The sequence below is a fragment of the Arthrobacter globiformis genome, assembly GCF_030817195.1.
In the GTDB taxonomy this organism is placed as follows: domain Bacteria; phylum Actinomycetota; class Actinomycetes; order Actinomycetales; family Micrococcaceae; genus Arthrobacter; species Arthrobacter globiformis_D.
Window position 1 is genome coordinate 1,573,109 of record NZ_JAUSYZ010000001.1, and the last position, 13,454, is coordinate 1,586,562.

Sequence of the window (13,454 nt, forward strand, 5' to 3'; positions counted from 1 at the left end):
GCCGCGATCCACCCGGTTCACCCCGCCGTCGCAGTCCCTTAACCCGGCCCGTCAACGATGGCCCCATGACTGCTCTCTCCCGCCGAAAAGTCCTCAAAGGTGCCATCGCCGCTGCCGGTGCCGCCGCCGTCGCGCCTTCGCTGGTGGTCCCGGCCCACGCGGCCCGGCCGTCCGCGGTTCCCCTGGTACGCAACCGGCTGACTCTCCCGTCCGGCATTTCCACCGGGGACGTCACAACCAACTCGGGCGTCCTGTGGTCGCGCGCGTCAGGCGCCGGCCGGCTAGTCGCCAACCTGGTGGCGGTCGACGAGGACGGGTCCGCGCTCCGCGGCAGCCGCGCCTTCAGCCGGGTGCTGCGCGGCACCACTGCCAGCGACGCCACCGACTTCACCTCGAAGATCGCCGCCCGAGGCCTCCCGGCGGGAACCCGCTTCGCGCTCACCATGCACTTCGAGGACTCGGACGGGAACGCAGGCGAAACCGCCCGCGGCTCCTTCAGCACCGCGCCCGGTTCGAAGGCCAACAGCGTCTGGTCCCGCAGCCCCGGCAGCAAGCGGGGCCAGAGCTTCGTCTGGACCGGCGACACCGCGGGCCAGGGCTGGGGCATCAACGAGGAGATCGGCGGCATGCGCGGATATGCGGCCATGCTCGCCACCAAGCCTGACTTCTTCATCCACTCGGGCGACACCATCTACGCCGACGGCCCCATCGCCGCCCAGGTCACCGAGCCCGACGGACAGATCTGGCGCAACCTCGTCACCGAAGAGGTTTCCAAGGTGGCCGAAACCCTCGAGGAGTACCGGGGGCGGCACCGCTACAACCTTATGGACAAGAACATCCGCGCCCTCTACGCGGAGGTCCCGGTCATTGCCCAGTGGGACGACCACGAAACCACCAACAACTGGTACCCAGGCGAAATCCTCACCGACGCCCGCTACACCGAGCGCCGCGTGGACGTGCTCGCCGCCCGTGGCCGCCAGGCCTGGCAGGAATACCAGCCCATCGCCCAGCTCAGCGACGGCAGCACCGGCTTCGAGCCTGCCCGCATCTACCGCAAGATCACCCGCGGCCCGCAGCTGGACGTCTTCTGCCTGGACATGCGCACCTTCAAGGACCCCAACACGGACGGCAAGGAAACGAACCTCACCCACATCCTTGGCCAGGAACAGGCCGACTGGCTCATACGCGAGGTCAGCACGTCCCAGGCCACATGGAAGGTGATCTCCGCAGACCTGCCGCTGGGCATCATCGTCCCCGACGGGCCCGCAGCGCAGGAATCTCTCTCCAACCGCGACGCCGACGCCCCCTTGGGCAAAGAACTCGAAATCGCACGTGTATTGTCCGCGTTCAAGCGCAACCGGGTTAAAAACGTCGTGTGGCTCACCGCGGACGTGCATTACTGCGCCGCCCACCACTACTCACCCGAGCGCGCCGCCTTCCAGGACTTCGATCCCTTCTGGGAGTTCGTGGGCGGGCCCATCAACGCCGGAAGCTTCGGCCCCAACCAGATGGATGGCACCTTCGGCCCCGAGGTGGCCTTCTCGCGGGCAGGAGCCTACTCCGGCGAGTCCCCACGCAGCGGCGAAAGCCAGTACTTCGGCCACGTGGACCTCGGCGCGGACGACGTCTTCTCCGTCACCCTCCGCAACGCCAACGGCACGGTGATCTTCCGCAAGGACCTGAATCCGGAGCGCTGAGCCGGCTGGTTGAGCCTGTGGGGATCTCGCAGATCTACTGGTTTCGACAGGCTCAACGGGCGGGGTTTTCGACAGGCCCAACCAGCGGGCATCGGCTCAATCGACGGTAACCTCGGGCTGCTGTGCGCCGCCGGGCGGTTGGTACTTGATCCGCGCAGCCTGCCGCATGGCTTCCATCGATTCCTCGACGCTCAGAAGCACCGTGGTTTCGAATGAGCTCAGTGCACCGCCTCCGCTAATTGCCAGTGCCACTGCAGCCATGGACACGTTGTCGGGCGCCTCCCAAAGGTTGTAGCCGTCGTGGCTGCCGAAGGCGTACCAGAATCCGTGGAGCTTCCCGCCGACCGATTCGATGTAAGCCTGGGCGGCTTTTCGTCGGTCCTCAGGGTTGTTGATCAGCCGTGCCCATGTGTCCGGTGTGTAGCTGAATTTGGATAGGTAGAGCGGCATCGTCTCGTCCTTTCGTTCACTGCCGGAAGCAGGATTCACCCAGAATGGCAGGCTGCTGTGCGGCCAGCAACGGCTGGATTTCCTGGCCTGACGTGCTCGCGGTTAGGGGAGGTAGTCACCCGGCCCGTCCGGTGGGACGATTCAACTATGAGCGACTACTTTCCGGACCATGGGCCGCACCTGCACGCGCATGCGGCTCCCACCACCCAGCAGATGCGCACCGTTGGCCAGCGCCGCCGGGATGCGGAAGTGAAGCTGGAACAGCATCTTCAGGAAGCCCGCCTGAAGGACCAGTCGGCCCACGATGAGCCAGTCACACTGGCAGGTACTCCGGCGGCGGACGAGAACGACGGCGGGCTGGCCGCCTCGGAGGGCGTGGACCCGAACCCCGGGCGGTAGGCTTCGCTACCCACCGGCACCCTAACCTCGCGTGCTCGGCCAGGGGACCCGGATGGCGCATGTCACATTTTCCGTTGAGAATGTAATCCGGCATCTCTTCTGCAAGAATGGCGAAGTCATGTGCGGGAGGTCACAAGCAAAGGCGCTTGAGACCTCCCGCACTATGCCCTGGGGAGGCAAGAATGTCAGGAATCAGTTTTACGGCCATCGATTTCGAAACGGCCAACAGCCACCGCGGCTCGGCGTGCGCCGTCGGCCTGGTGAAGGTGCACGACGGGCACATCGTGGACACGGCGTCGTGGCTCATCAAGCCGCCGCCCGGCATCGACGACTTTGATCCCATCAACGTGGAGCTCCACGGGATCGCGGAACAGGACGTCCAGAACGCCGCCGACTGGGAGATGTCCCTCGAAGGCATACTGCAGTTCGTCTGCGAGGACCCGCTCGTGGCGTTCGACGCCGCCTACGACGCCTCCGTGATGCGGAAAGCCACCGATCACCAGCACCTGGACCTGCCGGCCAAGGACTTCTACTGCGCGCTGCGCCTCGCCCAGGATCACCTGGCCCTGCCGCGGCACCGCCTCGACGACGTTCTCGCCGCACTGGACCTTCCGCCGGTTGAGCGGCATGAGCCGCGGGCGCACGCGCTGGCCTGCGCCCAGATTGTGCTTGCCATTGCGGCAGCACGGCGTTTCTCCACTCTGGCCGAGGTTTGGGAACAGCCGGCGACGGCGGTCGGCAAGCGCCGCCGTGGCCGGCGCGTCCGCACCGACGGCGACCCGGAGGCTGAAACTTCCGGCGCCGGACATGCGGAAGCTGAAGTTGCGCCTGGGGGACGGGATGAGCCCGATGCCAACCTCGCCGTGGTGGCGCCCGACGCCGGTCCGCACCGGACTCCTCAGCTGGTTCAGTTGAGCCGGGCGGAGGTTGCGCCCGTTGAAGACGGTGACGCTGAACCGGACCGAACACCCCGTCGGGGTGCCCCGAAGCGCGCGTTCAGTACTGCAGCGGGACTGGTGCTGTTCGCGCTGGGTGTGGCGGCCGCCGTCGGGCTCGCCTACCTCACCGGATTCACCATCCGCTTCTTCGCTGCCGGCCAGAACGTCACAGCCGCACTGACACTCGCCGCAGCCACAGCGACCATGTGGGCGATCTGGGCAAGCATCACCCTCGGCTGGCACCGGCTCCGGCCCGGCACCTGACCCGCTGTAGCTGACCCCCGGAAACTGACCAGCCTCATCTGCGGCCTGCCGCCACGGCGTCATACTTCCCGTCTGCGAGAATGCTCGTGGACCGGGGGCGGGCGCAACTGAACAATGCCGTCCCCTTAGCTCAACGAAGCTCAGCGAGGCCTCGCGGCCGGGGAAGGCGGACAACCATGCCCATGTGGGCCCAGGCGCTCTTTTGGGGAACTCTTGCCGGCGGGGCGCTGGTTCTCGGCTCGGGACTGTCCTGGAAATGGAACATCCCCGCGAAGCTTGTCTCCTCGATCATGGCGTTCGGCGCAGGCGTCCTCATCTCCGCGCTCGCGTTCGAACTCGTGGACGAGGCCGTGCAGGGCGGCGGCCTCTGGCCCACGGTCCTCGGCTTCCTCGCCGGCGCGGTGGTCTACGTCAGCGCCAACGCATTGCTCGCCCGCTCCGGAGCCAAGCACCGGAAGCGCTCCAAGGACCAGCAGCCCTCCGAAAAGGACGACCCGGGCAGCGGCACGGCCATCGCCGTCGGAGCACTCCTGGACGGCATCCCGGAATCGGTGGTCCTCGGCGTCGGACTGGTTACGGCAGGCACCGTGAGCCCGGCGATGCTCGCCGCTGTCTTCATCTCAAACGTCCCTGAGGGGCTGTCCAGCACGGCGGGCATGAAGAGGGCGGGCCGCGGTGCCAAGTACGTCTTCGGTGTGTGGAGCGGGATCGCGCTGCTGTGCGGGCTCGCGTCACTTGTCGGCTACACGGCACTGGAAACCGCGCCCGCGGGGATGGTGGCCTTCATTACGGCCGTGGCGGCAGGCGGGATCCTTGCCATGCTCGCGGACACGATGATCCCCGAGGCCTTCGAGGAGCACCACAACCTCACCGGCCTGGTGGCTGCCGTGGGCTTCCTTTCGGCCTTCACCATCCACCACGTCGGCGGGTAGTTCTCCTTTTCCGGAAGGTCTAACGCTCCTTGGGGATGAGGATCCACAGAGCGATGTAGACCAAGTCCCCGACGCCGAACAGGCCGAACAGCACAAAGCCGATGCGGACCAGAGCCGTGGAAATACCGAACCGTGCAGCCAGCGCCGCGCAGACGCCCGCGATCATCTTGCCACTCCTGGGCCGAACCATACCTGCTTCCATGCCGCCACAGTAGCAGCCGGTTCCGCCGGCGTCAGTGCACTGGTCGCACCAGTTTTCAAACGGTGGCTGGACCCCGACAGCGGGGGCACCACCGGTATCGGGGTCCCGAAAGTACCCCGACGACGGGCGGGCGGCGACGCTGACGCCCGCCCGCCGTCGGGCTTAATTGAGCGGTCCTGAAGGGCCGCTCAGGCTGCGGTGACTGTCACTGTCCGCGTGGCGAGCACCTCGGACGTGATCCAGTGCAGGAATTGGATGCTGATGGTGTACCTCCCGGGAGCCGGCGGGCGCAGCAGGAAGTCGAACTTCTCGGCGGCGCCGGACTTGATGATGTCGGTCAGGAGCGGTTGCCCGGCCTGCGACGGCTGAACCGCGGGTCCTGTGGGGCTGGGTGTGGTCCAGAAGGGCCGGCCGTCGTGGGCGATCAGCTCGGCGATTTTCGCTGGCCTGCCCGCCGAGTCCGTGATCTTCGTAAGCGTGGGGAAATAGTCCACGTTGACCATGCGCACGAGGGTCGGGTACTTGCCGTTCCGCACGACGTTGGCGCGCATCTGGGAGACGGCCCAGACCCTGTCGTCGCCCCTTGGCCGGCTTGGGATGATGCCGCCCAGGAGGAAGAAGTGCTTGGGCTCGAAGCGGTTGAGCCCCGCATCCTCGCCGTTGAGTCCGGCAGCATGGTTCAGTTCATGCCACCTCGGATCAAGCGAGTAGGGCGCGATGAATGTTTCGGTGGCGATATCATACAGCGGTCCCTCGAACGAATGACGCCGCGTGCCGGCCGGCGTCGGCGCAGCGGGGTTGGGCCGGGGATCAACCACGATCGCCCCGAACATGCCCATCTGAACGTGCAGCGGGGTGTTGACGTGGCAGTGGTAGAAGTAGGTGCCCGCCGCGCCGCGGTTGGGGTTGCCGCGTTCTGCGACGTCGGGCCTCCACTGGTAGGTGTAGTGTCCCGTAACCTCGAAGGAGGTGTGGCCCACGCCGTCATTCCGCGGGTCCGGTTCGATGCCGTGCCAGTGGATGGTGTGGACCCTCTTGCTTGGTTTGATCGTGGCCTGGAACAGTTGGCCCTCCTGCATCCTCACCGTTGTTCCGGGAATCTGGCGCCCGAATTTGTTGCCCTCGAAGCTCCACATCTCATGCTCTGAACCGTCAGGAAATGTGAACTTCCGGTTGAAGAAGTCCATCAGGAGGAAGACGTCAGGCTTCAGCGGGAACTCGGTCTCCGGGCTGCCTTCATGGGGCTGGTCCGACGAGAAGTCCACCTGGCTCCTGAACGTGTGGTGCGGATCCGCGGCCGTCGGCGGCGTCCCTTGGACAGGGGCGGGCTGGCCGGCCAGCACCCAGTCCGCCACCAGGCCGCCGGGGTACAAACCGCCGCGCGCCGTCTGGGACGGTTCCGCATGGCAGTGCATGGGGTACGTCCAGTCCTCGTCCCTTGTGTTCCACACCTGGTCGATCACATCAGGTGGCCGCCGGACCGGCAGCATCGATTCCTTGCGTTCCAGCGGCTGCAGCTGAACGGTGTCCTCCCATTGCTGGAGCTGCACGTCGCCCTGGGGCGACACCCGGCCGTTGGACCGGGGAAAGTCGATTCCATTGGCACGCACGGTCCACACGTGGTTGCCGTGGTAATGCAGCTGATGGTCCACGATGCCGGCGTTGAGCATTCGCATGAGGTGACCGGTGCGGATAGCCCCGGCTGAGGGGGAGGCGCTGAAATTGCGCACATCGGTCTCTCGGGGATGGCCTGAAGCCAGCGTGTCCTCATGCCGCCGCTCGTTGAATTCCAGGTCAGTGGTGACGGCCAGCGCCTGGAAGCCGGCGAACCCATTGATGGTGAAGTAATTCGGCACTGCCGGCGTGGCGAGGGGATCCACCGTCTGCCCCCTCGATGCGATGCGGGCCCAGTTGGAATCGACGTCGTGACAGAGCCACAGCCACTGCCGCTCGAATTCAGCTGCACCGGGCGCGAGCCGCCATGCGTTGCGCGGATCGATCACCACGAGGGCTCCGTAGAGACCAAGGATCCGTTCCACAGGCTGGTTGCCGGGGTCTGTGTACACGTAGGTTCCAGGCAAGGGCGCAGGAAACCTCAGGAGCTTCGTTTTTCCGGGAGCGACCTGACCGGAGCCAATATCCGCCCCGCCCGGGCCGGCACGGTGGAACCGGATCTCATGCGGCTGCGCGAGGTTGTTGTGCAACAGAATTTCGATGGTGCTGCCCGTCTCGGCGATCAGCGTCCGGGGCGGAAAGAAGCTGGCCCAGTAGCCTCGCCGGGCAAGGAACTGCCGGGTGAATGTAGGGTCCGGCCGCAGCGGCGAGGGCCTTCCATGCGGCGGTAGCGGCGCTCCCAGGGGATAGGTCCGGCTGGCCACCACCCGCCCGTTCACGGTGATAACCCTTGGGCTTATGGCCAGCGCCGGCTTCGGATCGTTGATCGCGGTGCGGCGGTCCCCGAACCCACGGTGGTAGACGAGCGATCCGTCCACCATCGGAACGAAGCCGTCGTTGATGTGGATGTCCAAGACTGCCATGCCCGGCCTCCCAGTGTGCTGGGGACGGGAGTACAGGTGGAATGCGGGTCCATGTCGCCCCCAATTGCGCTTATAGACAGAACCCCATGGTTGTGGGCGCAGCCTATAGAAAGCTTGGGGATGACCGTGGGAAGCGCATGTCCTTACATGCGCAGGTATGGCTTCTACTTGCCGACGGCGGAATCCTGGGGAGCGCCGTTCAATCCGGCTGCTGCTTCAAGCCGCAGTTCAAGGTCGGCCATGACCATCGCCGCCAGGTCCCGCAGGTTGGCGTTGTCCTCGGCGGTCATGGTGCGCGGCTCGAAATCCAGGATGCACAGGGTTCCGAGGTTGTAGCCGTCCCGGGTCTTGAGGGGAGCGCCGGCGTAGAACTTCAGCCCGAACTCACCCGCGACCAGCGGGTTGAGCAGGGTACGTGGGTCTTCCGGGGCGTTCTCCACCACCCAAAGCCCGTCCTGCAGGATCGCTGACGCGCAGAGGCCGGGGTCCCTGCTGATCTGCTCCACGTCCACTCCGTGGTGGGACTTGAACCAGATCCGGTCATGATCAACGATCGACACGATCGCCACAGGCACCGAGAAGAGCCTGGCGGCCAGCGCGGTGATCCTGTCGAAGGCGCCGTCCGGGGGAGTGTCGAGGATGCTGTAGCTGTGCACGGCCTCCATCCGGGCTTCCTCGTCTGCAGGTATGACGGCGGCATCCACCTTGTGCTTGCCGCGGCTGCTCAGGGACAGCTCATACAGGGCCTGGCTCACCTCGCTGGTTGACGGCCTGTCCTCCGGATTCCGCGCCGTCATCGCAGCCAAGAGAAGCCGCCACTCGGGATCAACGTGGTCGGGGATATGCGGGTCGTCCATGAGGCGGGCGAGGGCGCTCTGCAGGGGATCACCCGGGAAGGCTTGCTGCCCGGTCAGGCTTTCAAGCAGCACCAGGCCCAGGGAGTACACATCACTTGGGGGCCCGATGGGCTCGGCCTTGGCCTGCTCCGGGCTGAGGTATCCCGCGGTACCGAGGAAGCCGCCGTCGTGCAGGTCCGGCGCGTCAGCCATGAGCGCGATGCCGAAATCCGTCAGCTTTGCGTGCATCCGCGCGGTGTCGTGCTGGTAGTCAAACACCAGGATGTTTCCGGGCTTCACGTCCCGGTGAACCACACCGCTTTCGTGGATGTAGGCGAGGGCATCGGCCACGTCGTAGCCGATCTCGGCCGCTTGGCGGGAGGAGAGCGGGCCTTCGCTGAGGCGGCGCTTAAGATCCGGGCCTTCCACGAGTTCCATCACCAGGTAAATGAGCGTGCGGTCGCCTTCCGCCCGGTCCACGCCGGCGTCAAGGAGTGTGATCAGGCTGTGGTGGTTCAGGGCCGCGAGGACTTTGACTTCGGCGTCATCGTCGCGCACTGTTTCCCGAGCGGCATTGCTTCGGTTGATGACCTTAAGGGCCACTTCGCGCTCGAGGGAGTCGTCGACGGCCCGGTAGACGTTGGCCATGGCGCCGGAACCGATCTGTTCCACCACCCGGTACCTTCCGCCGAGGACTGTGCCTTCTGCAATGCCGGGTTGTACGGCCATGAGGTACCTTGATTTCCCGCCGGGCCCCGGGGGCCGGCGCTGTTAGTGCGTTGAAGCGTTGTGACAGCAGTGTGCGCCTGATACAGGGTTTTGGGTACGCAGAAAGAGCCGATATGTATCGGCTCTTTCTGCGGTTCGGCCTAGATAAGGCTGGGGGCGCTCGCCAGGATGTAGTCGGCGGCTGCGGGCCCGGTCATGGCCAGCTCGCAGTTCGCCGGATCGATGCCTCGCTCCTTGAGTGCCGCAAACAGGGAGTCAGGGGCGGCTGGCTGCAACTTATGGATCAGGCACCAGCTGGTGTAAAGGCCGTATAGCTCGTCGGTTCCGAGAACCGTGTCGGTTTCCCGTTCCGTGGTCAGCGCCTCGGCGATAAATTGTTCAAACTTGGTGGCGTCCATTTTTGGGCTCCTCTACGGACATGTACATTGATCCGCCGTTTCTGCTTCAGCGATAAACGGATCTCCGCCCATAGGGGCCAGCGATCTACCTGAAATTTATGCGAGACAGACTGTTCTGTCTAGTTGAGCCGGGGACGCGCAAAGTAGCATCTAGAACGCCACTTTCGATAAGGGGTAACGACGGCCGGGGGGGGTGTCCCTATGCTTTTGTTCAAGCGGCCTGGGCTGGTTTCTCCTTGTAGAGGGTGCCGTGTTTGAGCATGGAGTAGATGACGTCGCAGCGGCGCCGGGCGAGGCAGATGACGGCGGCGTTGTGCTTCTTTCCTTGGGCCCGTTTCTTTTGGTAGTAGGCCTTCGAGGCCGGGTGGTGGCAGCTGGCGATCCAGGCGGATCTGAATAGGGCGTTCTTGAGTTGTTTGTTGCCGGAGCGGGCAGGAAATTCACCGCGAATCGAGGTGCCGGAGCGTCGTGTCACCGGGGCTATGCCTGCGTAGGCCGCGAGGTGTCCGGCGGAGGTGAAGGTGCCGGCATCGCCGATGGTCAGGAGTATCGTCGCTGCGGTCTTGATGCCGACTCCCGGCATGGACATCAAGACCTGGGAAAGAGGGAAGTCATCGAGGAGCTTTTCGACTTCTTCGGCCACGATGGCTCGCTGGTGTTTGAGTTCCTTGATCTGGGCTGCGACGCGGGGGATGACCAGTTCGACGGCTTCGGTGCCGATGACGGTGACGGTCTGCTCGTCCAGTGCCGAAAAGATGGCTTCAATGAGGTCTACCGGGTCCTTGCGGCTGTGGTTCCTGGCCCAGCGCAGCACGTTGGATCGCCCGGCAGCCCGCAGTCCGGTCGGTCCGGCGTATTTGATGAACAGTTCCAGCACCAGGGGCCGGGTCAGCACTGTTCCCGGGAAGACGCGCTCCAGGGCGGGGAATATCTGCAGCAGCAGGGACCGCAGACGGTTGATCGCCCTGGTGCATTCGTGGGTCAGGTCCGCGTCGAATCCGGAGAGTACCTTCAGGGCCGCGAGCACTTCGCTGTCCCGGTCAACGGCGCGCAGCGTGTGCGGCATTGCACGTGCCGTCTCGGCGATGATGAACGCATCCCGCGCGTCCGTTTTGGACTTTCCCGGGTACAGGTCAGCAGCTTTGCGCATCGCCAGGCCGGGCAGGTAGGCAACAGTGCAGCCGCAGTCCCGTGCCACCGCTATCGGCAGCGCGCCGATGGTGTTGGGCTGGTCCACGATCACCAGCACCCGGCCGTGCTGCTGCAGGCCGGTGAACAGCTCGCGCAGCCGGGCCTCGTCCTGCGGCAGCGGTTTGTCGAAGACCCGTTCGCCGGCTGCGTTCAACGCGGCGGCGTGATGCTCGGACTTGCCGACATCAAGCCCGCAGTAAACCTCGTATCCTTCGTCCATCCGGCGCCCCCTTGCACCACTTATGGCCGCAGTCACGACACCCGATGCTGGCACCCACGTTACAAAGAGACCTGGCCCCGCGGAAGGAGCCGGCCGTGTCCCTATCAGCAGTCAACGCGTGTCTCCGAACCTGGCGACAACACCCCCCGGATCATCAATGACAGGGCAAGAAAGTCATACCAGGTCCAGCGACCAAATCCCCGGCCCTCGGGGACGGAATAAATGTAACGGGCAGCATTTGCTGTCCGCTCAGCATGTCCAGAACGGCTCGCTTCTGTGACTCCCGTCCTCGAGTCGGGGACGATTTGCACGCGCCTCCGGGGCCGTGTAGAGTCTTTCGAGTCGCCGCCGCTGAAGCGGAAAAATAGCGACCGACCCCCTTTCTGACAGCCTGAAAAACGGCGCACTAAACAGTGTGCCGGACGCGGGCCGGGGACCTTTCCTGCAGGCGGGAATCGCGGAAACGCTGATTTGCAAAGCTTCGCCGGGTCGGGTAAGTTTGAAAAGTTGCTCCGGAGCGATCCTGAACGTTGGTTTGGGTGGTGCCGGGTGTGTCTGTTGTTTGAGAACTCAATAGTGTGCCAAGTTTGTTGATACCGATTTTTTATGAATTGGTTGATTGTGCCGGGCTGCCCACCCCCGTGGTGTGGCCTGGTGTTTTTGGCTGGTTTCAAATTTTGTGCAGCCTTCGTTCCCGTTATTTCCGGGGGTGTTGGTTGTGTCTGTTTTACTTCAACGGAGAGTTTGATCCTGGCTCAGGATGAACGCTGGCGGCGTGCTTAACACATGCAAGTCGAACGATGATCCGGTGCTTGCACCGGGGATTAGTGGCGAACGGGTGAGTAACACGTGAGTAACCTGCCCTTGACTCTGGGATAAGCCTGGGAAACTGGGTCTAATACCGGATATGACTCCTCATCGCATGGTGGGGGGTGGAAAGCTTTTGCGGTTTTGGATGGACTCGCGGCCTATCAGCTTGTTGGTGAGGTAATGGCTCACCAAGGCGACGACGGGTAGCCGGCCTGAGAGGGTGACCGGCCACACTGGGACTGAGACACGGCCCAGACTCCTACGGGAGGCAGCAGTGGGGAATATTGCACAATGGGCGAAAGCCTGATGCAGCGACGCCGCGTGAGGGATGACGGCCTTCGGGTTGTAAACCTCTTTCAGTAGGGAAGAAGCGAAAGTGACGGTACCTGCAGAAGAAGCGCCGGCTAACTACGTGCCAGCAGCCGCGGTAATACGTAGGGCGCAAGCGTTATCCGGAATTATTGGGCGTAAAGAGCTCGTAGGCGGTTTGTCGCGTCTGCCGTGAAAGTCCGGGGCTCAACTCCGGATCTGCGGTGGGTACGGGCAGACTAGAGTGATGTAGGGGAGACTGGAATTCCTGGTGTAGCGGTGAAATGCGCAGATATCAGGAGGAACACCGATGGCGAAGGCAGGTCTCTGGGCATTAACTGACGCTGAGGAGCGAAAGCATGGGGAGCGAACAGGATTAGATACCCTGGTAGTCCATGCCGTAAACGTTGGGCACTAGGTGTGGGGGACATTCCACGTTTTCCGCGCCGTAGCTAACGCATTAAGTGCCCCGCCTGGGGAGTACGGCCGCAAGGCTAAAACTCAAAGGAATTGACGGGGGCCCGCACAAGCGGCGGAGCATGCGGATTAATTCGATGCAACGCGAAGAACCTTACCAAGGCTTGACATGGACCGGACCGCCGCAGAAATGTGGTTTCTCCTTTTGGGGCCGGTTCACAGGTGGTGCATGGTTGTCGTCAGCTCGTGTCGTGAGATGTTGGGTTAAGTCCCGCAACGAGCGCAACCCTCGTTCCATGTTGCCAGCGCGTAATGGCGGGGACTCATGGGAGACTGCCGGGGTCAACTCGGAGGAAGGTGGGGACGACGTCAAATCATCATGCCCCTTATGTCTTGGGCTTCACGCATGCTACAATGGCCGGTACAAAGGGTTGCGATACTGTGAGGTGGAGCTAATCCCAAAAAGCCGGTCTCAGTTCGGATTGGGGTCTGCAACTCGACCCCATGAAGTCGGAGTCGCTAGTAATCGCAGATCAGCAACGCTGCGGTGAATACGTTCCCGGGCCTTGTACACACCGCCCGTCAAGTCACGAAAGTTGGTAACACCCGAAGCCGGTGGCCTAACCCCTTGTGGGAGGGAGCCGTCGAAGGTGGGACTGGCGATTGGGACTAAGTCGTAACAAGGTAGCCGTACCGGAAGGTGCGGCTGGATCACCTCCTTTCTAAGGAGCACCTACAGTCCTCTGTGCCCGTGTATGCGGGTGTGGTGGGGTTGTCAGGAGTAAAGGCCCGTTGCGCAGACGCAAGTTCTGCGGCGGGTGCTCATGGGTGGAATATCAACGGATAGCGGCCGCGGGTTTTTCTCCTGTGCTTAGTACGGATCTTCTTTTTGGAGGGGGTCCTGGAACGGTGCGGGTGGGGATGCGCGGTTTAGTGTTTGGCACACTGTTGGGTCCTGAGGCAACAGGGCCGGGGAGGGTGACTTTCCCGGGTTTTGTTTGTTTCTGGTTTCCTGGCTGCACGGATCATGCGCGTTGGCTCCTTTGGGGGTGGTGTGTGGGGTGTGTGGTACGGGGTTGTTGTTTGAGAACTACATAGTGGACGCGAGCATCTTTTATAAGAAGC

The 13,454-nt window shown here is 63.7% G+C and carries 10 protein-coding genes and 1 rRNA gene; 5 read left to right on the forward strand and 6 right to left on the reverse strand.

Annotated elements, in window-relative coordinates; genetic code table 11:
• Window positions 1–65: 65 nt before the first annotated feature.
• A complete protein-coding gene (locus QF036_RS07160) occupies window positions 66–1,697 on the forward strand; it encodes an alkaline phosphatase D family protein (RefSeq protein ID WP_307100490.1) in 1,632 nt (543 codons plus the stop codon).
• A gap of 96 nt (window positions 1,698–1,793) precedes the next feature.
• On the opposite strand, the gene QF036_RS07165 is transcribed toward QF036_RS07160, so the two are convergent.
• On the reverse strand, window positions 1,794–2,147 hold the full coding sequence (locus tag QF036_RS07165) for a GYD domain-containing protein (protein ID WP_307100492.1): 354 nt from the start codon (window positions 2,145–2,147) through the stop codon (window positions 1,794–1,796).
• A gap of 147 nt (window positions 2,148–2,294) precedes the next feature.
• Here QF036_RS07165 and QF036_RS07170 point away from each other — a divergent pair, with 147 nt between their 5' ends.
• The 3 genes from QF036_RS07170 (at window position 2,295) to QF036_RS07180 (ending at window position 4,680) form a co-directional block, all read left to right on the forward strand.
• Entirely contained in the window at window positions 2,295–2,546 is a 252-nt protein-coding gene (locus QF036_RS07170) for a hypothetical protein (protein ID WP_307100494.1), read from the forward strand.
• Between the two features lie 182 nt (window positions 2,547–2,728).
• Window positions 2,729–3,748, forward strand: coding sequence for an exonuclease domain-containing protein (locus QF036_RS07175; RefSeq protein ID WP_307100495.1), 1,020 nt, complete (start codon window positions 2,729–2,731; stop codon window positions 3,746–3,748).
• Between the two features lie 176 nt (window positions 3,749–3,924).
• The gene (locus QF036_RS07180; RefSeq protein ID WP_307100497.1) at window positions 3,925–4,680 is read left to right on the forward strand and encodes a ZIP family metal transporter; all 756 of its coding nucleotides are present in this window, start codon (window positions 3,925–3,927) and stop codon (window positions 4,678–4,680) included.
• A gap of 19 nt (window positions 4,681–4,699) precedes the next feature.
• Here the strand turns inward: QF036_RS07180 and QF036_RS07185 are convergent, their stop codons facing one another.
• The 5 genes from QF036_RS07185 to QF036_RS07205 form a co-directional block, all read right to left on the reverse strand.
• Complete coding sequence (locus QF036_RS07185) at window positions 4,700–4,882, reverse strand: PspC domain-containing protein (RefSeq protein ID WP_307100498.1); 183 nt, start codon at window positions 4,880–4,882, stop codon at window positions 4,700–4,702.
• Window positions 4,883–5,070: 188 nt separating this feature from the next.
• Window positions 5,071–7,419 (reverse strand): multicopper oxidase domain-containing protein, encoded by a 2,349-nt coding sequence (locus QF036_RS07190; protein ID WP_307100500.1) that lies wholly within the window; start codon window positions 7,417–7,419, stop codon window positions 5,071–5,073.
• Between the two features lie 164 nt (window positions 7,420–7,583).
• Window positions 7,584–8,984, reverse strand: coding sequence for a GAF domain-containing serine/threonine-protein kinase (locus QF036_RS07195; protein ID WP_307100502.1), 1,401 nt, complete (start codon window positions 8,982–8,984; stop codon window positions 7,584–7,586).
• A gap of 140 nt (window positions 8,985–9,124) precedes the next feature.
• The gene (locus QF036_RS07200) at window positions 9,125–9,382 is read right to left on the reverse strand and encodes a hypothetical protein (protein ID WP_307100504.1); all 258 of its coding nucleotides are present in this window, start codon (window positions 9,380–9,382) and stop codon (window positions 9,125–9,127) included.
• Between the two features lie 211 nt (window positions 9,383–9,593).
• Window positions 9,594–10,793 (reverse strand): IS110 family transposase, encoded by a 1,200-nt coding sequence (locus tag QF036_RS07205; protein ID WP_307099832.1) that lies wholly within the window; start codon window positions 10,791–10,793, stop codon window positions 9,594–9,596.
• Between the two features lie 732 nt (window positions 10,794–11,525).
• Here QF036_RS07205 and QF036_RS07210 point away from each other — a divergent pair.
• A 16S ribosomal RNA gene (locus tag QF036_RS07210) occupies window positions 11,526–13,051 on the forward strand.
• Window positions 13,052–13,454 lie beyond the last annotated feature (403 nt).

Bases quoted from the DNA above. Each gene is read 5' to 3' on its own strand.
- QF036_RS07160 (WP_307100490.1), top strand. From the start codon at position 66: ATGACTGCTCTCTCCCGCCGAAAAGTCCTCAAAGGTGCCATCGCCGCT.
- QF036_RS07165 (WP_307100492.1), bottom strand. From the start codon at position 2,147: ATGCCGCTCTACCTATCCAAATTCAGCTACACACCGGACACATGGGCA.
- QF036_RS07170 (WP_307100494.1), top strand. From the start codon at position 2,295: ATGAGCGACTACTTTCCGGACCATGGGCCGCACCTGCACGCGCATGCG.
- QF036_RS07175 (WP_307100495.1), top strand. From the start codon at position 2,729: ATGTCAGGAATCAGTTTTACGGCCATCGATTTCGAAACGGCCAACAGC.
- QF036_RS07180 (WP_307100497.1), top strand. From the start codon at position 3,925: ATGCCCATGTGGGCCCAGGCGCTCTTTTGGGGAACTCTTGCCGGCGGG.
- QF036_RS07185 (WP_307100498.1), bottom strand. From the start codon at position 4,882: ATGGAAGCAGGTATGGTTCGGCCCAGGAGTGGCAAGATGATCGCGGGC.
- QF036_RS07190 (WP_307100500.1), bottom strand. From the start codon at position 7,419: ATGGCAGTCTTGGACATCCACATCAACGACGGCTTCGTTCCGATGGTG.
- QF036_RS07195 (WP_307100502.1), bottom strand. From the start codon at position 8,984: ATGGCCGTACAACCCGGCATTGCAGAAGGCACAGTCCTCGGCGGAAGG.
- QF036_RS07200 (WP_307100504.1), bottom strand. From the start codon at position 9,382: ATGGACGCCACCAAGTTTGAACAATTTATCGCCGAGGCGCTGACCACG.
- QF036_RS07205 (WP_307099832.1), bottom strand. From the start codon at position 10,793: ATGGACGAAGGATACGAGGTTTACTGCGGGCTTGATGTCGGCAAGTCC.